Annotated in this window: 17 protein-coding genes; 14 read left to right on the top strand and 3 right to left on the bottom strand. The window is 60.4% G+C overall.

Annotation, left to right across the window (positions count from 1 at the left end; all coding sequences use genetic code 11):
- Nucleotides 1–2: 2 nt before the first annotated feature.
- The 7 genes from Enr13x_RS14145 to Enr13x_RS37955 all read left to right on the top strand — a co-directional run bounded on the left by Enr13x_RS14145 (nucleotide 3) and on the right by Enr13x_RS37955 (nucleotide 12456).
- Entirely contained in the window at nucleotides 3–2018 is a 2016-nt protein-coding gene (locus Enr13x_RS14145) for a GAP1-N2 domain-containing protein (protein ID WP_145386992.1), read from the top strand.
- Between the two features lie 8 nt (nucleotides 2019–2026).
- On the top strand, nucleotides 2027–4918 hold the full coding sequence (locus tag Enr13x_RS14150; RefSeq protein WP_145386993.1) for a hypothetical protein: 2892 nt from the start codon (nucleotides 2027–2029) through the stop codon (nucleotides 4916–4918).
- 5 nt (nucleotides 4919–4923) lie between these two features.
- Complete coding sequence (locus Enr13x_RS14155; protein WP_145386995.1) at nucleotides 4924–5844, top strand: DUF4339 domain-containing protein; 921 nt, start codon at nucleotides 4924–4926, stop codon at nucleotides 5842–5844.
- Nucleotides 5845–6116: 272 nt separating this feature from the next.
- A complete protein-coding gene (locus Enr13x_RS14160) occupies nucleotides 6117–8732 on the top strand; it encodes a hypothetical protein (protein ID WP_145386996.1) in 2616 nt (871 codons plus the stop codon).
- Entirely contained in the window at nucleotides 8729–10150 is a 1422-nt protein-coding gene (locus Enr13x_RS14165; protein ID WP_145386998.1) for a hypothetical protein, read from the top strand. The genes Enr13x_RS14160 and Enr13x_RS14165 overlap by 4 nt, the downstream gene beginning before the upstream one ends.
- Before the next feature lie 102 nt (nucleotides 10151–10252).
- The gene (locus Enr13x_RS14170; RefSeq protein ID WP_231744284.1) at nucleotides 10253–10909 is read left to right on the top strand and encodes an RNA polymerase sigma factor; all 657 of its coding nucleotides are present in this window, start codon (nucleotides 10253–10255) and stop codon (nucleotides 10907–10909) included.
- Nucleotides 10906–12456 carry an anti-sigma factor family protein gene (locus Enr13x_RS37955; RefSeq protein WP_197456019.1) on the top strand — a complete coding sequence of 517 codons (1551 nt, stop codon included), beginning with the start codon at nucleotides 10906–10908 and terminating at the stop codon, nucleotides 12454–12456. Before Enr13x_RS14170 ends, Enr13x_RS37955 begins: the two co-directional genes overlap by 4 nt.
- 95 nt (nucleotides 12457–12551) lie before the next feature.
- Here Enr13x_RS37955 and Enr13x_RS14180 read toward each other — a convergent pair whose 3' ends face one another.
- The 3 genes from Enr13x_RS14180 to Enr13x_RS14190 form a co-directional block, all read right to left on the bottom strand.
- Nucleotides 12552–12890, bottom strand: a complete 339-nt coding sequence (locus Enr13x_RS14180) for a TraR/DksA family transcriptional regulator (RefSeq protein WP_145387000.1) — start codon at nucleotides 12888–12890, stop codon at nucleotides 12552–12554.
- Between the two features lie 268 nt (nucleotides 12891–13158).
- Nucleotides 13159–13887 carry an LON peptidase substrate-binding domain-containing protein gene (locus tag Enr13x_RS14185; RefSeq protein ID WP_145387002.1) on the bottom strand — a complete coding sequence of 243 codons (729 nt, stop codon included), beginning with the start codon at nucleotides 13885–13887 and terminating at the stop codon, nucleotides 13159–13161.
- A 5-nt stretch (nucleotides 13888–13892) separates the two neighbouring features.
- The gene (locus tag Enr13x_RS14190) at nucleotides 13893–14618 is read right to left on the bottom strand and encodes a Bax inhibitor-1/YccA family protein (protein ID WP_145387004.1); all 726 of its coding nucleotides are present in this window, start codon (nucleotides 14616–14618) and stop codon (nucleotides 13893–13895) included.
- Nucleotides 14619–15313: 695 nt separating this feature from the next.
- Between Enr13x_RS14190 and Enr13x_RS14195 the strand changes: the two genes are divergently transcribed.
- Genes Enr13x_RS14195 through Enr13x_RS14225 form a run of 7 tightly spaced genes read left to right on the top strand, consistent with a single transcriptional unit; the run spans nucleotide 15314 to nucleotide 24577 of the window.
- Entirely contained in the window at nucleotides 15314–16309 is a 996-nt protein-coding gene (locus Enr13x_RS14195; RefSeq protein WP_231744285.1) for an NAD-dependent epimerase/dehydratase family protein, read from the top strand.
- Nucleotides 16306–17700, top strand: coding sequence for a glycosyltransferase family 4 protein (locus Enr13x_RS14200; RefSeq protein WP_145387006.1), 1395 nt, complete (start codon nucleotides 16306–16308; stop codon nucleotides 17698–17700). The genes Enr13x_RS14195 and Enr13x_RS14200 overlap by 4 nt, the downstream gene beginning before the upstream one ends.
- Before the next feature lie 50 nt (nucleotides 17701–17750).
- A complete protein-coding gene (locus tag Enr13x_RS14205; protein WP_145387008.1) occupies nucleotides 17751–18752 on the top strand; it encodes a GDP-mannose 4,6-dehydratase in 1002 nt (333 codons plus the stop codon).
- A gap of 5 nt (nucleotides 18753–18757) precedes the next feature.
- A complete protein-coding gene (locus tag Enr13x_RS14210) occupies nucleotides 18758–21256 on the top strand; it encodes an O-antigen ligase family protein (RefSeq protein ID WP_145387010.1) in 2499 nt (832 codons plus the stop codon).
- The gene (wecB, locus tag Enr13x_RS14215; RefSeq protein WP_145387012.1) at nucleotides 21253–22326 is read left to right on the top strand and encodes a non-hydrolyzing UDP-N-acetylglucosamine 2-epimerase; all 1074 of its coding nucleotides are present in this window, start codon (nucleotides 21253–21255) and stop codon (nucleotides 22324–22326) included. Before Enr13x_RS14210 ends, wecB begins: the two co-directional genes overlap by 4 nt.
- A gap of 35 nt (nucleotides 22327–22361) precedes the next feature.
- Complete coding sequence (locus Enr13x_RS14220) at nucleotides 22362–23504, top strand: glycosyltransferase family 4 protein (RefSeq protein WP_197456020.1); 1143 nt, start codon at nucleotides 22362–22364, stop codon at nucleotides 23502–23504.
- Complete coding sequence (locus Enr13x_RS14225) at nucleotides 23504–24577, top strand: NAD-dependent epimerase/dehydratase family protein (protein WP_145387016.1); 1074 nt, start codon at nucleotides 23504–23506, stop codon at nucleotides 24575–24577. Before Enr13x_RS14220 ends, Enr13x_RS14225 begins: the two co-directional genes overlap by 1 nt.
- Nucleotides 24578–24593 lie beyond the last annotated feature (16 nt).

The following is a 24593-nucleotide window of genomic DNA, read 5'->3' on the forward strand; positions in this document are numbered from 1 at the left end:
CCTTGAGTACTGAATTACTTTACACGTCCGCACCGCAAGGGCTGCGTCATGGCAGTCGAGGTTTCTGTACGGTCCTGACGACGGCCGGGATGCCGATCAACGTGATCGGAAAGTTGGAAGCGATCTCCAGTTACCGTCATCTGTTTCCACCGGACAGCAACCGGGCTTCGGAAAACCCCGTCTCGCTTGCCCACCAACGTGTCAATCTGGGCGGACAAGTCGTCTCGGTCCTCTCCCGGATCGCCGCCTACGGGACCGACTACACGGGCCGGACCAACAAGATCGCCCATCATGTCACGATCGACCCGAGCGAAATGCCGGCGGCGGGACCGGCTTGGTTGATCGGCCAGGGTTCGGTCCTCCGCAGCGAATGGCTGGGGCAATGCGAGACACCGGCCAGCGGCCCGGCGATTCCCCGCGGCGACCAGTCGCCACGCATCTGCACGTCGTGGAAGTCGGTCGCCGGCGACGCCGGTTGGGGCGGCGTGGTGGCCGAAGCGATTTCGCAACCCGATGCGACGCCGTTGTGGGTGATCTATCCGTTGAACCAGCAGGGACGACTGTTGGAACTGATCGACGAATCGATCGCCCTGTTGCCGCCGACCCAACGCTGGCGAGCCACGTTCAATACCTTCGCGGCGAACATCCCGCCGGACGTCGAATGCAAGATCCGTTTCGTCCCCGTCGGTACCGAAGAGGCACGGTTTGCGGCTTCGTCTGGCAAGGCGATCGATCTGACCAAGCATCCATCCATCACCACGGCGTCGCAATGGGTGGAGCGGGCGCGGGGGCTGGTCCGGAGGGAATCCGGGACGCCGATTTCCAGCGGCGGATTCAATGCGGTCCAAGAAGTCGACGTCGCCGACCCGGTCGAATCGTCGTGGTCGTCCGACGACGATGCACCCGCCGGGCCACCGCCACCGATCGAACCCCCGTCGTTGCCGATGGATTTGATCCGCGGCAGGGAACGACGCAAAAAACTTGTGATGGCCGGTGCGGTGTTGACCGCGGTGATCGGATTGACGGCGGCCTGGACCGTGGCACGGCTGATGGCGGGGCTTCCCCTCCTGCCCGGATCCGCACCGCCACCAGCACCTCAAATGCCGATCGACATCACACCGCCGATCGAAGAGGAAAAAATCGCTCCGACGCCGGCTCCGGTGCCCGTCGAGACGCTCGACCTGGTTCTGCACTACGACAAAAAACAACTGCTTGCGTTCGCGGTCCAGCACCCTGATGAAGAAACGCCGCTGCCGGGGCCGGTTTCGCTGCGGGGCTACGTGCGGATCAAGCCGATCCCAGACGATGGGGAGAATGTTCCCGACATCAAACGCACCAAACTGGTCGCCTGGGGCGGCACGGCCCAGTCGTTGGGGGCGGCCGAGGAACTCGTCGTCGTGACCACTCAATTGACCGAGCGGACGCAAACGATGACCGTCCAGCGGTTGCCGTCGATTCCCGAACCGTTGGGCCCGACCGAGGTCTATTGGAGTCGCCAGACCGGCGATCTGATCGCGATCGCAGAGGTGGACGGTTCCAGCGCAAGTGAATGGTTCAGCGAGCAGGGCCGGGCGTACCACACCGCCGCGGTCAAGCTTGCCCGATTCGCCGATTTGGCCGACTCCATCGAGCGCGAGAGCGCGTCGTTGCCGCCGACTTTGAAAGAAGTCACCGAAGCGTTTTTCCGCCACCTGTTCCCGGGCAAGGCCGAGGCCCGGATCGAATCGCTGATTCGCCGAGCCGGGGGAGTGGACCTTTCCGAGGCGTCGACCAAACTGAAAGCGTCGTTGCGGTCCAAGCTCGAAGATTCCAACAAGGCATTGAAGAAAGACGAACAGGCCGCGTTGGTGCAGATCGTGGATGACGGTGGACAGCTCGCCCAAGTCGCCGCCGAACTCCACGACGCCTTCGCCGTCTTGGCAGAAGGCTATCGGGTTGAAGTTCCCGAACTGAAATTCCTGGAATCGGAAACGGTCGTGCTGCGACGTGTTCCGCTTCGCCTACATTTTTCCTGGTAAGTGTTGCCATGCCGACGACCGTTGACAAGATCCGCCGCGCTCTCGAGAAACGCGATGGGATTAACGAAGACGAGATGCGCGTACTCGCCGATTCCTTCCGGACGAAAGTCCAGGAGGTCAATCAGCGTCTCGACGACGCCGTCATGTTGCTGCGCAAAGGGCTCCGCAGCGAAGCCATTCAACGGGTCGAGATGACCCCCAATGCGCTCGACGCTGCGGCCGAACTGGAGTTTCCCGAATGGGATGAATGGAACGAGATTCTTCAGTTCATGGGGATCCCGCTGCCGCCCAAACTGAACCAGGACTACGTCGCCCAGATCAACGAAGCGATCATCGAAAGTCTGCCGCTGGACGCACTGTTGCGGCGGCATCGACGGTTGGCGATCGCCAAGGCACCGTTGGCGGTCCGTCTGCGAACGCTTCGTCAAATCGCCCGCGTGGATTCGGCCAACAGCGTCTGGCAGGACGACGTGGAAGAATGGGAAAAGGTGCGGCTCAGCCAGATCGATCATGAGCTCAAGCATGCCTTGGAGCAAGAGGACTCGCGGTACCTGTATCAGTTGAACCAGGAATTGACCAGCGGCAACTGGCGGGTCGCGCCCTCGTCTCGCTTGATCGATCAATGTTCCTTCGCCGCCGAAGCCCACGTCCGTCAATCTCAAGAAACCGAACTCGCTGTCTTGGCGCCGCAGATCAACGCGGCCTTCGAAAATCGCGACGAGTCGCTCGCCAGGACGTTGCGATCGCAATGGCAATCGGTCCGCGCCAAGTACAAGGTCAGTGTGCCGGGCCATCTGGAATCCAGCGTCGCCGCGGCGATGCAGTGGCTTGAAGACTTGGATCGGCAAGCCGTGATGGAAAGTGAACGGCAGATGGCGGTGGCGAACCTGGAGTCGACGTTGGCGTCCGCGTCGCCGATCGAAGACGTCAAAAAGGCCTACGACCAGGCATCGCGGTTCGGCGAGCCACTGCCCGAGGATCTGACCCAGCGCGTCGAAGCGTTGGCCAAACAGCCGGCCAAACAAGCCCAACGCAAAATGATCCTGATCGGAGCCGGTCTCGCCGCGGTCGTACTGGTGGGGATCGTCGGCGTCGGCATGTTCATCGCGTCCTCGGGAAAGAAAACCGCGCAACAAGAAAGCGTCGATCAGATGACCCGGTTTGTCGAAGCGGAACAGTACGACGCGGCGATGGACTTCTACAACTCGGTGCTTGCCTCCGACCCGGACCTGGCGCGGTTGCCCACCATGGTCGCGATGCAGGCGACGGCAAAGAAAGCGATTGAGAAAGAAGCGTCGCGGCAGGAATTGTTCGACAAGCTGATCGCCCAGGCCAGCAACGACGACCCGGCCTTGATCGACGAAATCCTGTTGCCGCAACTCGACGAATTGGCCGCCACGCCAGGCGAGCAGGCCCGCGTCGATGATCTTCGCAAACGCAAGGCCGCCTACCGGGCCGGCGAGGCGATGCGACAGTCCGACGAAATGATCGGCAAGGTCGCCGAGTTGCAGCGGCAGTTCGCCGAACTGTCCTCACGCGGCGATTCGACCGCCAACCGCCAAGCCATCGGGCAACTGCTCTCGTCCATCGTTCGGCTTCCCAATCAATTCCCGCTCGGCTCCGACCAGGCGCGGGCGAAACAGGAAACGCTGCGTTCGCAAGTCGATTCGACGCTGAAACGCATGAAGGACGAAAGCATGGTGTCCCAGCAACGCGATGCGGCCATCGATTCGCTGCTCAATTCCCGTTCGTTGGAAGTCTACTCCGACCGGTTGCGAGATTATTCCACCCAGTCGGTCTCACGCACCAACTTCATCGAATTTCGCACCGTCATCGATGAAGAAGATCACTGGTTGAATGTGGAGCGGACCAACGCGTGGCTGGACAATCTGGAATCCAAGTTGAAAAACGGGGTGACATCGACCGAAGCGGCGGCGTTGATCGAGTCGGCCGAACGGATCCAATCGATCGCCTCGCCCAATCCGGTCCTGCAGGCGATGCCGCGATTCGCCCAGGTGATGAAAGAGATCGTCGGGCGGAGAGTCATCCTGGACGGCGCCTTCGGGTTGATCGCCAAGCATCCGCTGTCACGTTTGGGCACGCTGCGGATTCCCGATTCCGAAAGCCCCACCGGCACGACCTCGCATTTGATCTACAAGACCTTTGCCGAACAAAATGCCGACCGCATGGCCCGCGCCGGTAGCATCGGCGTGGACGTCGTTTCCGATCCGCTCGGCGGCGTCCGCAACCGGGCTTTTCAGGGGCCCTTGCCGAAGCTCGTCGACGAGCCGTCTCAATCGGTCAGCCAAGTGGTCGCCCAAAAGTCCAAGCAGGCGATCGGCTTCGACACCAAGTGGGAATTGACCTTTCTGCTGCAAGTCAGCGAGGTGATGAAGCGACCTGAACTCGACGGCGTCATCAAGGAATGGCTGATTTATTACCTGCTCGACGCCGCGACCCGCGGTAGCCAGCAACTCAAAGAGATGATTCCGCTGACGATGCGGACCCTGGTCCGACGCAGCACCGTTCGCGAACAGTGGTACCAATCGCGACCGACCGACCCCGAGTTGAACGCCGAGGTCAAACGCGTGATTGCGACCGAATTACCGATCGCCTATCGACGTTTGGCCAATCCCTTGTCCGACTACGAAAACGTCGCGGCCGAGCGGCTCAAGTGGGTCGGTTTTCTGACCAAATCGTCCGGCGGCCAAATCGAGTATCATCTTCGCGGTAGCACTCCAGAGTATGACGGCACCTTGTACGTCGCCGCGGCCTCGCGAGAGGGTGATGCGGAGACGTCGATTTTTCCGGTCGGAAAACTGCAGCAAGGCCACGTTCAATTGACACCCAATCCCGTGCATCAAGTCCCGGGACGCCCCCTGTTTCTGTTTCCGAACTGAATCGCATGACTCAAATCGAACGTGTCTTTATTCGTTTCCGCGGTCGAACGATCGGCCCGCTGACGCCGGACAAGGTCAAGGACATGGTCCGTCGCGGCCAGGTCACTCGGATGCATGAGTTGTCCGGCGACGGGCTGAGCTGGATGAAGGCCGACGAGTTCGGTAATTTCTTTCCCCGGGCGGTCGCCAGCGGTGGGATGGCCGGCGACATGGCGGCGTCGGCATCGAGCGTCCCTCCGGGCGGCGAAGGATCACACGGTGAAGGCGGAGCCGCGCCGGCTGCCAGCGACAACGCAACGGCACAGTGGTACGCCCACGTCAACGGTGAAAAACAGGGGCCGGTTTCGATGGACCAAATGCGTCTCTACAGCGAGGCGAAAATCCTGAAGAAGGATTCGCTGGTCTGGAAGAACGGTATGGACACGTGGAAGCCGGCTGCCGAAGTGATCCCGGAACTGTTCGGCGGTGCTGCGGCAAAAAGCGGACAGACGATCGTCTCACACGTGGACAGCGAAACGCCCCCGGCCGATGGGGGCGCGCTGGCGACCGAGCTTGCCAAGCACCACGCCCTGATCCTGGCCTTCGGAGTCAGTTTGCTGATCATCGCCGCGATCTTCATGGTCGGCCAGATCGTGGCCCTCAATCAGGGCGGCAGAAAATTGAAATCCGATACGATGTCCGCCGCGATCCGGATTTCGCTCAGCGGCGTGGCGGCGATTGCGGGCGTGATGGCGGTGCAGGCTTCGGTCAAACTGAAAGCAGCCGCCCAGTCGTCCTCGGCCATCGCCGCGCTGATGGCCGCCCGGACCTTGAACCAATTCTGGTTGCTGACCTCGGTCGCCGTGATGATTTGGCTGGGGATCCTGTTGCTGGTCCTGATCACCGCCCTGGCCACCAACGTGCCGATCACCAACGTGTTGGCCTAGGGGCAATCGAGCCCGGCGACTCCACCGCGTCATGCAAAGCATGCCTTCACCACGTAGGGCATGCTGTGCATGCCATCGCTTGGTTCGGGCATGCTGTGCATGTCTTCGCTTGGTAGGGCATGCTGTGCATGCCATCGTCACGCACATCGTGACCTACTGCCTAATGCTCCACGACAGGCCGAATCTTTCGAAAAAAAATCTCCGTTTTCTTGCACGGATCATCGCGTCACTTCCCACTAACATCGGTAACTGCTCCCCGACTCTGTTTAGTGATGAGACGAACGATGCGACTGACGCTGCGAACGTTGCTGGCCTATTTGGATAACACGCTTGAGCCCCAGGAGGCGGAAATTCTGCGGCAAAAGGTGGAACAGAGCGGGTTCGCCACGCAACTGGTGCAACGAATCCGCAGCTCCGTGGCCGACCCTTCGTTGTCCGCTCCCGCTCCCGATTCGGTGCACCCGATCGAGGAGCCGAACATGATGAGCAATTTCTTGGACAGCACACTGCCGCCGGAGCAGATCGCGGAAATCGAAAAGGCGTGCCTGGAATCACTGCCACATCTTGCCGAGGCGGCCGCCTGCCATCAGATTTTGACGATGGTGTTAGGACGACCGGCCGAGGTGTCGGATCACTTGCGTGAGCGTGTGATCGCAATGGTCGACGCCAATGGCAAGGTCGCGACGGATTTGTCGCCGTCGACGGGGTCTCTCGGAGGAACCGCGTCACCGGCGATCGCCGGCGAAATCGGGCCCCGTTATTCCGGCATCGAGCTCACCGACGACGATGACGGGGCGGTCACACAGCCGCCGGCAGAAACACCGGATGACGTCGCCGTCGGCGCGTTTCCCGACGCATCGTCGCAACCGATCGCCGATCCCCGTGCGACACCGCCGCATGACGTGAAACCGGTCGGAGCGGGCGACAGCGGCGTGTTCCAAGCGGCGACGAAACTGCGTGAACAGTCGCATCAATTCGCCGAGGCCGGGACCGCCTTGGACGACGCCGAGCCGCTGGCAGGGGATCGGCCGCTGAAACAACTGGAACGTTCCGATTTCTATGACGGAGAAGTGCGAACATCGCGGGTCACGCCGTGGCTGGTGACGCTGGCGCTGGTCGCGATCTTACTGTTCGCCATCAGTAAAATCTTTACGCCGCTGCTGGGACCGCAAAAACTCGCGCAGTCCGATGCCGACGTCAGCGTTTCCGACAACGAGCCTGATGCCCCCGCGTCGGACGACGGCACCGATGAGTCGGCGAGTGGTGAGTCGGCGACTGGCGATACAGACTCAGATGCAGACACAGACGTCGGGGCGGACGATCCCATGGCGATCGATCCGGAGATGTTGCCGGCGCCGGAACCGGTCGCCCAAGTGCCGCCCGTTCCCGGCACCGATGACGCACCACCGGAGCCTGATTCGGCGGCTGACTTGGTCGAGGTTCCCGCAACGGTCGAGACCGCGGAGCCGATGGAGGAATCGGACGCACCGCCGTTGCCGATCCCGCCCAATCCATCGCCCGCAGCCGTTGATTCGGATCCGTTGGCGGGAAACGCCGAGGTCGTGATGGAAGACTCCGACGCGCCCCCGCTGCCGCCCGGGATGGCGGAAGAGCGGATCGCTTCGTTACCCGATGCCAAGACGCCAGGCGATTCCGATTCCGAAACGAAATCGCCCGAAATGGACAGTGCGGATGACCCGACCGCCGACGATGCCGCCGCGTCCGAATTGGCCCTCGCAAAACTGGTTTCCGAGAACGCGTTGGTCGCCCAGCAGCAAGGGGAATCGAACTGGACGTTATTGGCACCCAAATCCGACGTGTCCCCCGGCAGCGTGACGGTTTGTGGCCCCGAGTATCGCGCCAGTTTTCAGCTGGCCGGGGATGAGTCGCCGACCAGCACGCTGGTGGGGCCTACCGAAGTCCGTTGGGAATCGGGCCAGGCGACGGTGAACTTGGAGATTCGATATGGCCGGGGCACGGTTCAATTGCCCAAACCCGGAAACAGTGTTGCCATGACGGTCGGCGAGACCACGATCGTTGCCCAGACAGAAACGGGGCAGGCTGTGCTGGCATTTGAAGTCTTGCATCGTCGTGAGTTGGGGGCCGACCCGATGGTGGTCCAGAATCATCGGACCGTCGTGGTACTGACCAGCGTCGCGGGCAACGTTTCGGTCAGTGGGTACGGCAGCGCGGTAGAGGTTCCTGGCGGTTCGCAAGTCACGTTTAAACTGGGCGAATCAGATCCGGAAGAGAACTCGGTGACTCAACCGCCACAGTTGCCGTCTTGGATCGATCCCGAAGTGGACACCGGATCGCTGGAATCGGAGGCGGCCAGCGATTTGCTGGAATTGGTCCGCGGTGACGGATCCGACTCGCTGCTGTTGTCATTACGCGTTGCTTTGGGGTTTCGTCGCAACGAAGTCGCGGCGCTTGCCGGCAAGACCATGCTGGCGTTGGGAGATGCGTCGGCCTACTTCGGCGTGGATGGATTATTTAGCAATCCGAAGCAGCGTCTCTATTGGTCGTCTCACTTGGATGCGGTCCGTCAGATGATGGACCGCAGCATTGTGGACGCCGCCGCGGTGAGGACGGCGATCGCGGGGCAGAACGCGGCGATGGACAACGCGGATGGCGACACGTTGTTTCGCCTGCTGATCGGTTACTCGCAGGATCAGTTGGAAACCGGTGGAGACGCCGAACTGGTCGCCGATCTGGAATCGGCGTCGATGCCCGTCCGCGTCTTGGCGTCGGAACACCTGCGCGACATCAGCGGCACGACCCTGTTCTTCAAACCCGAGGAGGAAGTGGCCAGTCGTCGCGAGGAAGTGGTCAAAAAGTGGAAGGTTCGGTTGCGAAAGGAATCGATCCGATATCCGGAAACCGAATGAGTTCGAACGTCAAACGCGTTGCGCGGGGGCTGATCGCAGCCGTTGTCATCGTCGGACTGGTTCTGGCCGCCCGCAGTGCCATCACGCAGTGGAACCATCAAAAAAAACTGGCGCTGGAGCGGATCGCAGAAATTGAGACGGCGATTGGATCGGCGAAAACGGGGGCGCAGCGCCGACAATTGGAATCCGATCTGGCTTCGGCTCGGTCCCAGGTTCCGGAGGTGCTGAATCTCGCGTGGGGAAAGATCGGCCTGGCGGCCGTGTTCTATGGGCTCGGTCTGATTCCCGGCGGGGTGGTACTGTACGAAGGAACACGAGTGTTGGGCTATCGCGTCCGCATCCAGGACGTCCTGTCCGCCCAAGTGGTCGGTCATTTGGGGAAATACGTGCCCGGCAAAGCGATGGTGGTGGTGATCCGGGCCGGGCGGCTGAGGGGCGTCGGGGTTCCGGTCGTCGCCGGTTCGATCGCCGTTTTTTTGGAAACGCTGACGATGATGGCAGTCGGCGCGGCGGTGGCGGGAGGATTGATTTTCTTGTTGCCGGTGCCCCGATGGATCGCCTGGTGTGCACTTTGCGGAGGCGTTCTGGCGACGCTTCCGACCTTGCCCCCGGTGTTAAAGCGATTGGTCAACAAAGTCGCCCCGAAACCGCAAACCCCGCCCGACCTCCCCCTCCCCCCGGGGACAGGCCCCGAATCGCCGGGGACAGACCCCGGATCGACGGGGACAGACCCCGGATCGACGGGGACAGACCCCGGGTCGATGGGGACAGACCCCGGATCGACGGGGACAGACCCCGGGTTGATGGGGACAGACCCCGGGTTGATGGGGACAGACCCCGGGTTGATGGGGACAGACCCCGGGTTGATGGGGACAGACCCCGGGTTGATGGGGACAGACCCCGGGTTGATGGGGACAGACCCCGGGTTGATGGGGACAGACCCCGGGTTGATGGGGACAGACTCCGGGTTGATGGGGACAGACCCCGGGTTGATGGGGGTGGGGGCCGGTTCGGGGGGGGCGGAGTCGGTGGTCGTTGCGGTTGGCCACGATTGGCGATTTTTTGTGTCTGCCTGGATCGGCCAGGGCATTGCTTGGGCCTTGATCGGTGCTTCGTTCGCCTGGTTGGTGGATAGCATTCCTGGGGAGCGGACGGTGCATTCCGCCTTATTGCTCTACGCCGCCTCAGTCGCCTCGATTGCGTTGGCGATGGTGGTCGGGTTCGCGTCGTTGCTGCCAGGCGGTGCGGGGGTTCGCGAGTTGACGCTGGCGGTGGTTTTGGCGCCGGTGATCGGGGGATCTCACGCCCTGTTGGCTGCGATTTTGGCTCGATTGCTGTTTATCGGGGTGGAATTGCTGGCCGTGGCCGCGGTGGCATTGCTGGGGCGGCTGGGAGAGCGCAAGCTTGGGCACGAATGAGCGAAACCTGGACTGCTAGGGCGGGTTTCAACGTGATAGACTAGAATGCTCGATTTCAGGCATTGATGCCGATTCTTCCTTTCTCATAGCGTCCCCGATCGTTTGGCTGTTAGTGATTCCACCGCACTGCGTTACCAGCAATCGGACCCCGACGTCCGGTTGATGATTCGTGTCAGAAACGACGACGCCGCCGCGTTTGAGGAGTTGCTACGAAAGTATCAGCCTCGGCTGGTCCGTTTGATGCGAACGATCGGTCCCAAACCGGATCTGGCGGAGGATTTGGCGCAGGAGACGTTCATGCGTGTCTTCCGGGCGCGGCATAGCTATGAGCCCGGCGCCAAGTTTTCGACCTGGTTGTTCACGATCGCGGCCAATGTGGCGCGAAACGCGACGCGCAGTCAGGGGCGGCGTCAGGAGGTCAACGAGGTCGACGCACCGGTGACCTCCGACGGCTCCCAGGCGGTCGGCATTCTGGCCGCCACCGCGTTGGACGCCAGTTCGCTGATGCCTGGTCGATTGGTCGAGGGCAGCGAACGCGGCGCGATCGTCCGGCAGGCGGTCGAAGCCCTGGGGGAGCGACAGCGGACGGCGTTGATGCTGTCGCGTTTTGAGAATCTGAGTTACGCCGAAATCGCTGAAACGATGGGACTGACCACCAAGGCGGTCAAATCGTTACTCAGTCGAGCACGAGTCAACTTGCGCGAAATCTTGCAGCCGTATATCGAGGCGGGGGTGATCCCGAGCGAGGTGGAACCATGAGCGAAAGTGTCTTGCTAACCGATGACGAACCGGTCGATCCCGACGATGAATTGTTGGTCGCCTATTTGGATGACGAACTGGACGACGCCGAGCGGAAGGCCGTCGAGAAGCGGCTGGTCGCGGAGACCGAGTTTCAGCGGCGACTGCAAACGCTACAAACCGGATGGGAGTGGCTGGACGAATTACCCTCGGAGTCCAACAACGAAAAACTGGTTGAATCGACCATCGAGCTACTGGTCGCCGACATCATTCCGGAAAAGCAATCGGAAGCCGGTTGGGTGAGCCAGCATTGGAGACACCTAGTCTTCGTCGCCTTGCTTGTCGCCGGATTTGCCGCCGGCGCCATCGGCGTCTCGATCGCCAATCGGATCGCACTGAGCAATGACCTGGCAGAGCTGGCGATCGCCGAGGACCACGAAGCCTACAAGTTGGGCGACAATTTTTCGTTCTTTTATCAGCTCGCGTACAATCCCCGCTGGCAAAACATGATCGAAACGATGGAGCAGGTCGGCCAGCGAGAAATGGCTCCGGCCAGTGTGGTCGCTTCGATTCCATTACAAGACCGCGACGCCGCGCTACAGTCGTTGCCCACCGAGACGCGCGAGAAGCTGGTCGTCCGCTGGGAGGCCTATCGCGGATACAGCGAAGAAACCAAGCAGGAGCTGAGGCGGATCGCCAACGAAGTCCGCAACGCCAAGGACAGTGAAAAACTGTTGCAGACCATGAAAGCCGCATCGGTCTGGATCGAAAGCGTCGGCGAAGAACTGCGTGATGATCTGCAAAGCACAGACGAAGCCGTCCGCCAAAATGCGATTGATTTGGCCATCGATATCACGATGAACGATCTGGCGCGCGATTCCGGAAAACTGATCAGCGAAGAAACTTCGGATCGGATCTACTTGTGGTTGCAACTGTTGTTGAAGGAACGGCTGGAGCAGATCCCCGATTTGGCCGCCGGAATCGAACGCGGCAAAGCCATGCTCCAGGAGCAGGGACGCGACGATCAATGGGCCGAGTACTTCATGCTTCGCGCGATGGTTGACGACCGCGATTGGCGAGGCCGTGGCTCTGGATCTTCCGCATTCGGAGGCGGATTGCGAATGGGTTTGGGCGGAGGCGGGCCGAGAGGCCCAGGCGGTGGAGGCCCAGGTAACGGTCGACCGGCACCTGCTGCCGCGGATGCTTCGGGCGGCGGAGATCAACGTGACCCGGGGCGACGCCCCCCGCCACCGCGGATCCCTCCCGTCACCGACCGCGAATACCAGGATCTCAAGGCGTTACTGGATGACCAGGCCCGCGAGGATCTGAGCGCGTTGACAAGCCTGTCGACCGAGCTTGCCGGTGACGTGGTTGCGGTCAACGATACGCTGCGGACCTGGACCCTCGAATCGCTACGCCGAAACTCGCCGGCATTCCAAGCCGATGAATCGACTCCGCTGGACCGCTACCGCGCGCGCGAAGAGCCCGACGTGCTGGATCTGCTTCCGCCGGAGGAAATCATGAAGGCGATTTATTACCGTCCCGATCGTCGCAGGGGCCGACGGTAAAAATGCCCTACGCGCAGTTTAGAAATGCGCTAGGCGCAGTTTCGAAATGCGCTAGGCGCAGTTTCGAAATGCGCTAGGCGCAGTTTCGAAATGCGCTAGGCGCACTTGATGCATGTCGTTGCGAACGGCAGGATCTCCAGCCGGGCCGGATCGATGTGGGTCCCGCAGCGGGCACAGATGCCGTAGCTCCCCTGTTCGATCGCGTGCAAGGCCTCTTTGATTTGATTGATCTCACGCATCGTGACGTTCCCCAGCCCGGCGAGCACTTCATCTTCTTCTTGCTCGGTCGCCCGTTCCTCCCAATCTTCGTTGACCGCTTCGCTCAGGTCGGTGTCAATTCCCTCGACGCGCGTCACCAGTTTGTCGAGCTTCGCCTGCAACTCGGCACGGACGGCGGAGTAGTCGGGAGTCGGTTGTTCGGATTCAGTGGTCATCACGTTCCTTGGAGAATGTCGAGATCAGCCTGGCAAACGAGACCACCAACATAGAACAAACGCCCCCCCACGTCGATTCCACCGGCCCGATCCGCCCTGGGGGGCAACGCTGTGAAGTATTTTTTAGCGGAAGGGCGCGAGCCCTCCGGTGTTGTGGCAGAGAGGAAGAACCGGAGGGCTCGCGCCCTGCCGCTAAAACCTCAAGAAGCACATCGGGAAAATGCTTCACCGCGGTGGCCTCGCATCGCCATTGAGTTGGCGGCGCCGTTCAGTTGGTGCTGAACGGAGGCGGAAATGGCAACCGTGATTTTGCCGCGCCGCCGCCGGACTGGTGATCCGCAGACGGCAGCTGGACGGCACCACTGGCCAGGAAGTCGATCAGCAACTGGGCGCGATCGTCGACGTTTTGTTCGGCCAGCAATCGCAATTTCATTGCCACCGACAGCGGCAGGGTGTGCGAGATGATGTCCGTGATCGGCCCCAGCCCCATCGATCCGGCCAACAATTCACTGAGCCCCTGTTGGACACTCTGGCTGGCCGGAATCACTTCACCAAACGCCGCCAGCAAATCGGCCCGGAGCTGGCTGCGGTCGCTCATCCCCGATGGCGGATAGAGATCGTCCAACACGTTGATCTTGGCGATTCGAAAACAACGCCCCGCATCGACTTCGGCGGTCACCTGGGCCCGTTTGATTCCGACCAGCAAGATGTTGTGCCGGTCGTCATCGCGTTCAACGTGGGAGACGATTTTTCCGATGCAAACCGTCGGGTCGATGGGTGGATCCCCCTTGTCGGTCGGTTGCGTCTCGGTCAGCGTCGCCATCGCGATCAGCTCGTCACTTTCAAGTGCCTCGGCGAGCATCTCGCAGTACCGGGGTTCGAAGATGTGCAGCGGTTGCATGGCGTGCGGAAACAGAACCAGCGAAGGCAACGGGAACAAGCGGACCTGACCGTCAAAGTCGTCCGGCAAGCGAGTCAAGTCGTCCAAGTCACCCATCAATTTCACTCTTCGGCGAACGCCATCAAGATCCGCAACACGTACCAAAACAACAGCACGACGGACGCGAAGAGCGCAAGCGATGCCGCGACGTGCTGGTCGGTGCGGTAATGGTGCAGCACGTTCGAAGTGTCATACAGGATATACCCCGAGGCAAGGGCGACCATCGCGACGCTGAACCAGAGCCCGAGCGAAAACCCCATCAAGACGCCCGCGAAGATCGCTCCCATCGCGGCGAATCCGCCCAACGCCAGGAATTTGCCCCAGCCACTGAAATCGGCACCGGTGATGAACACAAACGCGGTCAGCCCCCCGAACACCACCAGCGTGACCGCCGCCGCCATCAGCGGAGTCTTGGGGTCGACAAACGTGATCGCCACGTACAGCAGCGGAAACAGCAGCGCCGCCTCGGCCACCACGTACAAGCTCAGCCCTGCATACTGCATCGCCGGTGAGGCCCCGTTGCTGGCCCAGGACCGGGCCAGCCAACCGATCCCCATGAACAGGACCAACGCGATCAGCCACGTCCAGGGCGAAACGCCTTGAACCAGCTGCATCATCTTGGCTTGCGGGACGACGGTGAAAATCACCGCCTCGATTCCGATCAATGCCAAAATGGCGCCGAACAGGTGGGTGTAGGTTCGTCGAATGAATCCTGCGCGAGCCGACTCGTCGGCAAACGCGGCTGGTACGCCGACATCGGTCACGGAATAGGGATTCACATTGCTCATTGAAACATCTCACTGTTTAGAAAATTGCATGCAGCCCGGGGCATCATTTTAGGCACCATACCAAATGCAAGTCGGGGGCTGCACGTATCGCTAAACGCTGTGAAGCATTTTTTTCCTGTGTTTCTTTAGGTTTTAGCGGCAGGGCGCGAGCCCTCCGGTTCCGCATCTTCACCAAAATACCGGAGGGCTCGCGCCCTACCGCTACAAAATGCTTCACAGCGTTGCCTATCACTGCGTCACTATAGCTCTGCCCGCGTCCGTTTGATGCGCCGTTTGCCGCCGGAAACGCAAAAATGATCTCGCAAACCGAATCAATCGCCCAACAGGCAACGCCCCTGCAACCGTCACGGTTCCCCAAGTTTGCTCGCCGGATCCGTGGACGACATTGGTGGTCGGCGGTTCAAATAGGCGATGACAACTTCCGCATGCTATGGGCAGCGCGCGGTCCACGTGCATCGGGACGTGAGTGTGGTCGGCCGATCCGTGGGACAGGCTTGCGGTCTGTCAGATCCTGTTTAACAGGCGGGAAGCCCGTTCCACTGAATAAGCGAGCCTTCCAACTGACCTGGCGGTGGCACGTCTGAAGCGGATGTGTCACCCACGTGGACGAAGTCCGCGCGGTCTGCGTCTCTGGGGGCGCGGCCCTTTCCGACCGAATGTCCATCCCCGGAACAACTTTCACTTTTCGAGACTTCATGATGAGCACTGCTGCAAATTCACCCGGAACCTACCTCGTCACCGGTTGCGCGGGCTTCATCGCCAATCGGGTTGCGTCGTTGTTGCTCGAGGCCGGACACCGAGTCGTCGGGGTGGACAACGTCAATGACTACTACGACACCTCGCTGAAGGAACACCGACTGAAAAAATTGGAGTCTGATCGATTCAGTTTTCATCGGATCGATATCGAAGACCAAGAGGCGTTGGCCGGTCTGTTCGACGGCGATGCCTTCGACGCCGTGTTTAACCTTGCTGCCCGGGCGGGGGTCCGATACAGCATGGAGAATCCGCACATCTACCTGACGACCAACTCACTGGGCAGCCTGAATCTGCTGCATCAAATGCGGCGGACCGGCGTCGGCAAGTATGTCCTCGCATCGACGTCCTCTCTGTACGCCGGGCAACCGATGCCGTTCAGCGAATCGCTGCCGGTCAACACGCCGATCTCCCCCTACGCGGCCAGCAAGAAAGGTGCCGAGGTGATGGCGTACAGCCACCACCATCTGTATCAGATCGACGTTTCGATCTGCCGCTACTTCACCGTCTATGGGCCGGCGGGGCGACCGGATATGTCGATTTTTCGATTCATCCGCTGGATCGACGATGGCGTTCCGATCCAATTATTCGGTGACGGTGAGCAATCCCGCGATTTCACCTATGTCGACGATATCGCCCGGGGAACCATCCTGGCGGCGAAACCTGTGGGATACGAAATCATAAATTTGGGCGGGGGTGGGACTCCGGTTTCGCTTAATACCTTGATCGGCATGCTCGAAGATCGGCTCGGCAAAAAAGCGATCATCGAGTACCTGCCCTTCCACCAGGCGGACATGATGACCACCAGTGCGGACATCACCAAAGCCGGCGAGCTGCTGGGTTGGAAACCCGAGGTTTCGCTGGAACAAGGATTGGACGAATCCGTGAGTTGGTATCAAACGAATAAACCGTGGTCGGAAAAAATCGTTCTGCCATGATCCCCCCCGACCCGACCGAACTCGTTGAGCCGAAGCCCACCTTGCCCAATCCCCGTCACCGCATCGTCTTCTTGAATCGGTCGTATTGGCCGGATATCGAAGCGACCGGTCAGTTGCTCTCGGACTTGTGCTGTGGTCTGTCCCGGCAATTCGATGTGCATGTGGTTTGTGGTCAGCCGAACAGCCCCGAAACGAATAGCCCGTTTTTGCAGGTCGGTGCGGAAGTCCGCGACGGCGTCACGATCCACCGTCTGGCTCATCACCAATTCGCCAAGAAGAACCCGTTCGGACGCATCCTCAATCTGCTCTCCTTTTTTTATTCCGCCCGTCGCTACCTGCGCAAGATCGATTGGGGGGCCGACGTGGTCATCAGTGAGACCGATCCGTTTCTGCTGCCGATCGCGGGCGCGGAATACGCCCGACGGGTCGGTGCCGAGCATTGTGTTTATCTGCAGGACATTTATCCGGATGTGGCAGAAGCGGTTGGCAAAGTACGTCTGCCGTTGGTCGCACCGTTGTTGCGACGCAAGTTGCGGGCGGCGTACCGGGATGCCTCGCGGATCATCGTGCTGGGACGCTGCATGCGGAGGCGTCTGACCGGGCCCGGATGGGGAATCCAACGCGACAAAATCGAAATCGTTCCCAACTGGTCGGACTGCCAAACCATTGCCCCGATCGATCCATGTGAAAATCAATTTCGAAAGCGTTATGAATTGTCCGACGCGTTCGTGGTCATGCATTCCGGCAACATGGGGCTGACCCAGCGTTTGGAGGTGTTGATCAGCGCGGCAGCCGAGCCACACTGGCCGGCTCGGGCGAAACTGGTTCTGGTCGGCAACGGGGCGTCGCGCGGCAAGTTGCTCGAACACACCGCGCAGTTGAACCTTCCGCCGGGGCGAGTTGAATTCGTCCACTATCAACCGCGTGACCAACTGACCGAAAGTTTGTCCGCGGCCAATGTTCACGTCGTCTCGATGCATCAAAGCGTCACCGGTTGTCTGTGCCCGAGCAAGTTGTACGGTATCATGGCTGCGGGCCGTAGCGTGATTGCGGTCGCCGACCCGCAAACGGATCTATGCCAAATCGTTCGCGAACGCGACATCGGCTGGTGCGTTCCACCGGGATCGCCGAGTGCGATTGCCGACGCAGTGGCGCAAGCCGAGGCGGAATCGCGTCGCAGTTCCACCAGCGACTTTGTCAACCGCCAGCGCCGATCACGGGACGCGGCGATCCGTCACTTTGACCGCCCCGTGATCGTCAAGAAATTCTCGCAAATCCTCACCAGCATTCTTTCCGATCACGCCAGCGACCTGACCGATCATCACCTGCACGAAGCCCCCGTCCCTCAGCATTCCAATGCGTCGGGCTCTGGCATCGCGCTGACCCTCTGATTTCTTCAACCCTTTGAATTGCTGACCCTTTGAATTTCAGCGAAACACCAATGCCAACGGCACTCATTACCGGTATCACCGGTCAGGACGGGTCTTATTTGACCGAGTTGCTGATCAGCAAGGGCTACACCGTCCATGGAATCGTGCGGCGTAGCAGCATCACCGCTCGCGGTCGATTGGACCAGCTGTTTCACCAAGAAGACGTCTACAACAAACGGCTGTTCTTGCACTACGCCGACCTGAGCGACGTGACGACGATCCGTCGCATCCTGCTCAAATCGACTCCGGATGAACTGTATCACTTGGCCGGCCAGAGCCACGTCGGGGCGAGTTTCGAGATCCCCGAGACGACCTGCGAATTCACCGCCATGGGCACGCTCCGGTTGCTTGAAATCCTCCGGGACTTGGACAAGCAACCTCGATTTGTGCACATCAGCAGTAGCGAGATCTTCGGCCGTCCCGACCAATCTCCGCAGAACGAAACCACGCCGATGCGTCCGGTCACGCCTTACGGGGTTGCCAAGGCGTTCGCGACTCAAATGGTCACGCTGTATCGAGAATCTTTCGGTTTGTTTGCCTGCAACGCGATCTGTTACAACCACGAATCGCCCCGTCGTGGTGAGTCGTTTGTGACCCGCAAGATCACGCGTGCCGCCGCCGCGATTTCGATGGGGCTGGAAAAAACACTTTCGCTCGGATCGCTCGATGGGCGCCGTGACTGGGGATACGCCCCCGAGTACGTCGAAGCGATGTGGCGGATGTTACAGCAACCCGCCGCGGATGACTTTGTCGTTGCGACGGGAACCGCGCACAGTGTCAAAGATTTTTTGGCGGCGTCGTTTGATGCGGTCGGATTGGACTGGGAAGACTTTGTGACCCAAGACCCCCGCTACATGCGTCCCAGTGAAGGGACGCATCTGGTCGGCGATCCCGGCCGGGCATCGAAGTCGCTTCAGTGGACGGCTGAAACCCGGCTCCCCCGACTCGCCGAAATCATGGTCCAGTCCGATTTGGACGCGCTCTTAGCGTCGCGTCAACGTGCCGACTCCTGAGCCGATTGTCTTCGCGCCAACGTCTTTCCGAATTGCTGTACTGGATCGCTGCGTTGACATTCGGGATCGCCCCCGCGATGTTGGCCAGCGATTTCGGCGGCATCTTGCCATGGACCAAGTACACATCCGCGGTCGCCTTGACCCTGGCCTGCTTGATCGCCCTGCTGGCCCGATCGCTTTCGGTCGGCTGCGCGGGCGAAATTCGCTTGCCCTCCAAGGCGTTTGCGGTGACGGGTTTGTTGTTGATTTTGATGGCCGCTGCAGCGTTGCAAACCGTGCCGCTGCCGGCGCGTCTGGTGGCCGGGTTGAGCCCCGCCAGTTATTCCGCGTTTGTGATTTGGGCAGGCGGGATCGTTGCGGTCGATCCCTCTCAATCCCTCCCGATCTCGATCGCCGCCTTCGATTCCAGACACGCGATCGCCAACCTTTCGATCGCCACGCTGGTCTCGTTTTTTGCGGCTTTGGTGTTTCACGATCGAGCGCGAACGACTGGGTTGCTCTCGACGATTGCCTTGGCTGCCTGCTCGGTCACCCTGATCGGCCTTGCCCGCAAACTGTTTCCCGAGTTTCAGCTGTGGAGCTTTCGCAGTGGGGGCGAAGGGGCACCGTTTGGAACGTTTCTGAATCGAAACAACGCGGCGCTGGCGATCAATGTGGGGATCGCATCGGCACTGGGCTTGGTCGTCTATCGCGGCACGGCACTCTCGCACCAAGGCGACGGGGACGAGTCGTCGGAGCGTCAAACGGGACGCAAAACGTTCCGTTCAACCTGGCTGTGCGATGGGATGTTGTTGACGGGCCTCATTTCCCTGTGCGTCGGTCTGGTCGGTTTGATCGGCTGTGGATCGCGTGGCGGACTGTTGTCGATGTTGGTCGCCGGCACGGCCACGCTGGTCCTGACTCGCGGGAACAAAGTGCGGCTGGGCGGGGTGGTGGCCGCAACCGCGGCGGTGGTGTTGACGGTCGTCGTGTTGTTGCGCGCCGGAACGATCGGAAATCAGCCGCTCCGCGAAGACACGTTCCAGCAGATCGGTTCGACCGTCTCGCGGGGCAGCGATCGTTTGTCGACCGACACCCGGCTTGCCCATTGGCCGGACGGATTTCGCACGGCGATCAAACATTTTCCCGGTGGCAGCGGGTTGGCGTCGTACGGTTACGCGTATCTGCCGTGGCAGCAGACCAGTCCGTGGCGTCACTGTTTGCACGCCGACAACTTGTGGTTGGAGATGTTTGTCGAACTCGGCCTGGCCGGTCTCGTCCTGACGGGATGGGGCGCCGTGCTGATGACGCGCGGCCTGAGACGTTTGTACGCTTCGACCGATCCGCTCGACCAAGGGCTTTGGGTTTCCGGCTGTTATCTTTGCTTCGTGATCGCCATCAGCCAGACCTTCGACTTCGGGCTGATTTTGCCGGCAAACCTGATTGCGGTCGTCCTGCTCTTGTCCGGGATCGTCGCGCGAGCATCGACGGTGGTGTCGGCCGCGAGCGAAGGCGAGCATGCGACGCCGGGCACCAGCGGCAAGCCCAAACTAAAACTGCTGCGGCAAGGTTCCTGGTGGCGGTCACCCGGGGTCCTGCGAGAACGCGTCTTTCAGTTCGCCGGTGCGGCAGGCCTGTTGGTGATCGCCGCGTTCGCCATCGATCGACTTCGGTTGGACAACCTTGTCGACTTCGCCGTCCGTACCGCCGATGCCGAACTTCCGCAGCATCGGACGGACCCGCAGTGGCTGGATCGATTCGCCGGCGAGACCCGAACACTCGCCGCGCAACACCCACACCCGGATTTGTTGGACGTTCTCACCCGGCTGGATTTCCAACGCGGTCGGCTGTTGGAACTGACCCTGATGAATGTCGGGCGAATCCCGCAAGCTCACCAAGCGGCGCTCTACTCGGCGACGTCACGCGGACGCCGACGACTGGGATGGCGGGCGTCCGATCCCGCCCTTTCTCGGCATGTGACCGATGCCGGAAACCCGATCGCCCCGTTGCCATTGGATTCGCAATTGCGTTCGCCGGACTCGCCCTACGCCGAAGCGTTGCGATCGGCCGAAGCGTCACTGCTGCAGCGACCGCTGGCCATGCCGCCGCGTATCGATCAAGTCTATCTCGAATTTATGCACCGATCGCCCGACCGCAGCAGATTGGCGATCCGTCAATCCGCTGCACTGTTTCGCAACAACCCCGAGTTGCAACTTCGTTTCGGGGCGTTGGCGGCCAACCATGGTGATTATGAAACCGCGACCCAAACCTGGCGCCGCGCCGCGACGCTGGACGAACGCATGATCCCCCGCGTGTTGGGGCGTTCACGCCGGTTCCCCGATTTTCCCGTCGGGGACCTGGTCCCTGAATCGTCGCAGGGAGCCCTGAAAACAGACCCGAACGCAGACCCGTTGTCGGGTGCAGCCGACGGATCCGGGCCGCTTCCTCCATCGGCTTTCTGGAACACATCACGCATTCTCACCACCCTCGATTCCTCTCCAAACCGAAACCCGAAAAGGTCATGAAAATATTATCCGTCGTCGGAGCACGTCCCAACTTTATGAAGATCGCGCCGATCATGCGTGCACTGGACAGCTACGGCGACCGGGTGCAGCAGACCCTGGTGCACACCGGTCAGCACTTCGACGAAAAAATGTCGGACGTTTTTTTTCGTGAACTCGAACTTCCCAAACCCCACGAACACTTGGGGGTGTCCGGAGGGTCACATGCCGCTCAGACGGCGCGGATCATGTTGGAGTTTGAACCGGTGATCTTGAAACATCGGCCGGACTGGTTGGTCGTTGTCGGAGACGTCAATTCGACGGTGGCCTGTTCCTTGGTGGCATCGAAGATCGGCGTTCCGATCGCCCACGTCGAAGCGGGCTTGCGTTCGCGTGACAACACGATGCCGGAAGAGATCAATCGCAAGATCACCGACGCGATTTCGGATCTGCTGTTGACGCCCTCGCCCGATGGCGATGCCAACTTGATTGCCGAAGGCGTTTCACCGGACCGAATCCACTGCGTCGGCAACGTGATGATCGACTCGTTGATCCGTGCGTTGCCCAAGATCGAACAGAGCGAGATCTTGACGACCTTGGGACTGACCGCCGGCGAGTTCGTGTTGGCAACCCTGCACCGGCCCAGCAACGTCGACGATCCCGCGATGCTGGCCGAGTTGATCGCGGCGCTCAACGAAGTCTCGCAAACGCTACCGATCGTGTTCCCGGTGCATCCCAGAACCCGGGCGCGATTGGAAACGGAGAACATCACCGTCGCCGACGCCATCAACATGGTAGACCCACTCGGTTACTTTGATTTCATGTCGTTGATGAAATCGGCAAACGTCGTCATGACCGACTCCGGCGGCGTCCAAGAAGAAACGACCTACCTGGGCGTGACCTGTCTGACGGTTCGGCCGAACACCGAACGCCCGATCACGATCGATGAAGGCACCAACCGCCTGGTCGAGCCCGGAAAAGACACGCTGCTGGCAGCGTGGAAAGAAGTCGAAGCCCACCCGCCGGCACGCCGATGCCCCAAACTCTGGGACGGCAAAGCAGCCGAACGAATCGCCAAGAGACTACTGGGATAATGCGTCTCCTCGTCAACACGCTTCCGATCGGGTCCATGAGCGGCAATCACGTCGTTTATGGTTTCCTGGATCCATACTCCGCAGCCACACTGCCGGATCACGATTTGGTCATTGTCCACTATGAGGACAATCCTCCGCCCGCAGAGATCGTTGAACGTGGCGCGACGACGATTCCCGTTTCACTGCGTTACAAAAACTGGGCCCAACGGTTGTTTTGGGAAACGATACGACTGCCCGGTGTGATCCGCGGTGCAGGCGCCGATGTGGTTCTGACCGTCTCGGGTGCCCTCACACCCCGATGTCCTGTCCCCCAAGTCGTTCTGTGCCAAAATCCTTGGTGCTATCGTCCTGTCGTACACCGGAATTGGAAAGAACGACTCAAGGCAAGACTGCAGCGTGTTGGATACTCAAACGCATATCAAAACGCCGCGATGATGATCTACATCTCAGGCCATCTGCGTGAGCTTTATCGATCGGATAATCGGCGGAAAAAAGAGTGCCGCAGTGAGATCGCTTACGTCGGCCTGAATGAAAACACGTATCAAGCCGCAAAGCAGCACGCGGACTTGCCACGAGACCCCTACTCGATCCTGTCCGTTTCCGCGATGGCGGCTTGGAAAGGAGCCCACACGCTCGTCGATGCCGTGTCGATCCTGAGACAACGAGACATCCCGGCAAAATTGCGGCTCGTCGGACCTTGGCCCGACGCCGACTATGAAACGAGAGTTCGAAATCAGGTCGCTCGACTGCAACTTGACAACGCGGTCGAGATTCTGGGGCGTGTCAGTGACGATGAGCTCCATCGGCAATACGCAATCAACAAAGTCTACGCGTTAGCCAGTCACTGTGAATCGTTCGGGATTCCCGCTGCCGAGGCCATGGCATTCGGGACACCTGTTGTCAGCACCGACTGCTGTGCGATTTCAGAAATCTGTGAGCCCGCCGGATTGTTCGGCCCCGTCGAAGATCCCCGGTGGACGGCCGACGCGTTGCAGACAGCTCTCACCGACGACGACCAGTGGCAAGCCTGGTCGAAAGCCGCTTCCTGCAGAGCTCAAACCTTGAATTGGGATCGATGTGCCGAAGCGTTCAAGCTGATCCCACAACTGGCCGACGTGCCTCCCTCCTCGGTGTACAGCCCGAGCCCTGCATCACCTTCCGAACAAAACGCCTCTTGATGCCGACAAAAATCCTCATCACGGGTATCTGTGGTTTTGTGGGAAGTGAACTCGCATTGGCACTTCAACAACACCGCACGTCCGAGACCGTGGAAATCATTGGAATCGACAACCTGTCGAGAAATGGCAGCTGGCGAAACCGTGAACGGCTGGCACAACACGGCGTTTCGGTCCTGCACGGTGACATCAGACTCCAAACCGACGTGGAAATGGCCGGCCCGGTCGATTGGGTCATCGATGCCGCCGCAAATCCAAGTGTGCTGGCGGGCGTCGATGGACAATCAAGCTCTCGACAATTGATCCAATGCAATCTCGACGGCACGATCAATCTCCTGGAACATTGCAAGAATCAAGAGGCGGGATTTATATTATTGAGCACAAGTCGCGTGTACTCGATTCCACCACTTTCCCGACTTCCGGTGGTCGCAAACGAAAACGCGTTCCTTGTTTCGGACCACCCATTGCCGCCCGGGGTTTCCGCCGCCGGAATCTCGGAGGACTTTTCGACGGCCGCCCCCGTGTCACTTTACGGGGCAACGAAGTTGTCGTCCGAGCAGCTTGCTTTGGAATACGGCCAGGCGTTCGGGTTTCCCGTTTGGATCAATCGCTGCGGCGTGATGGCCGGCGCGGGGCAGTTTGGAAAAGCCGACCAGGGCATCTTCGCTTTCTGGCTGCACAGCTGGAAAGAGGGCAAACCACTGAAGTACATCGGCTTCGGCGGTCACGGGCATCAGGTCCGTGATTGTCTGCACCCGCGAGACCTGGCGCCGTTGCTATTGAAACAACTCAATTCCGAGGATTCACAAAAGCCGCCGGTCGTGAACGTTTCCGGTGGTGCAGCGTCGGCGATGTCGTTGGCGCAGTTGAGTCAATGGTGCCGTGGACGATGGGGGCAACGTGAGGTGGAGGTGGACGATCGCCCGCGGCCGTTCGACTTACCCTGGGTTGTGCTCGATCACTCCCAGGCGACCGCCTGCTGGGATTGGACGCCGGAAACGACGTCACAACAGGTACTGACTGAAATCGCGGACTTTGCCGACACCCAGACCGACTGGATTGGGTTTTCCAAATAACGTTGCACATGACCAC

The sequence above is a fragment of the Stieleria neptunia genome (assembly GCF_007754155.1).
GTDB classification, from domain to species: domain Bacteria; phylum Planctomycetota; class Planctomycetia; order Pirellulales; family Pirellulaceae; genus Stieleria; species Stieleria neptunia.

Coding starts and splice junctions, on each gene's coding strand:
- Enr13x_RS14150 (WP_145386993.1), top strand. CDS start 2,027: ATGCCGACGACCGTTGACAAGATCCGCCGCGCTCTCGAGAAACGCGAT.
- Enr13x_RS14155 (WP_145386995.1), top strand. CDS start 4,924: ATGACTCAAATCGAACGTGTCTTTATTCGTTTCCGCGGTCGAACGATC.
- Enr13x_RS14160 (WP_145386996.1), top strand. CDS start 6,117: ATGAGACGAACGATGCGACTGACGCTGCGAACGTTGCTGGCCTATTTG.
- Enr13x_RS14165 (WP_145386998.1), top strand. CDS start 8,729: ATGAGTTCGAACGTCAAACGCGTTGCGCGGGGGCTGATCGCAGCCGTT.
- Enr13x_RS37955 (WP_197456019.1), top strand. CDS start 10,906: ATGAGCGAAAGTGTCTTGCTAACCGATGACGAACCGGTCGATCCCGAC.
- Enr13x_RS14180 (WP_145387000.1), bottom strand. CDS start 12,890: ATGACCACTGAATCCGAACAACCGACTCCCGACTACTCCGCCGTCCGT.
- Enr13x_RS14185 (WP_145387002.1), bottom strand. CDS start 13,887: ATGGGTGACTTGGACGACTTGACTCGCTTGCCGGACGACTTTGACGGT.
- Enr13x_RS14190 (WP_145387004.1), bottom strand. CDS start 14,618: ATGAGCAATGTGAATCCCTATTCCGTGACCGATGTCGGCGTACCAGCC.
- Enr13x_RS14195 (WP_231744285.1), top strand. CDS start 15,314: ATGATGAGCACTGCTGCAAATTCACCCGGAACCTACCTCGTCACCGGT.
- Enr13x_RS14200 (WP_145387006.1), top strand. CDS start 16,306: ATGATCCCCCCCGACCCGACCGAACTCGTTGAGCCGAAGCCCACCTTG.
- Enr13x_RS14205 (WP_145387008.1), top strand. CDS start 17,751: ATGCCAACGGCACTCATTACCGGTATCACCGGTCAGGACGGGTCTTAT.
- wecB (WP_145387012.1), top strand. CDS start 21,253: ATGAAAATATTATCCGTCGTCGGAGCACGTCCCAACTTTATGAAGATC.
- Enr13x_RS14220 (WP_197456020.1), top strand. CDS start 22,362: ATGAGCGGCAATCACGTCGTTTATGGTTTCCTGGATCCATACTCCGCA.
- Enr13x_RS14225 (WP_145387016.1), top strand. CDS start 23,504: ATGCCGACAAAAATCCTCATCACGGGTATCTGTGGTTTTGTGGGAAGT.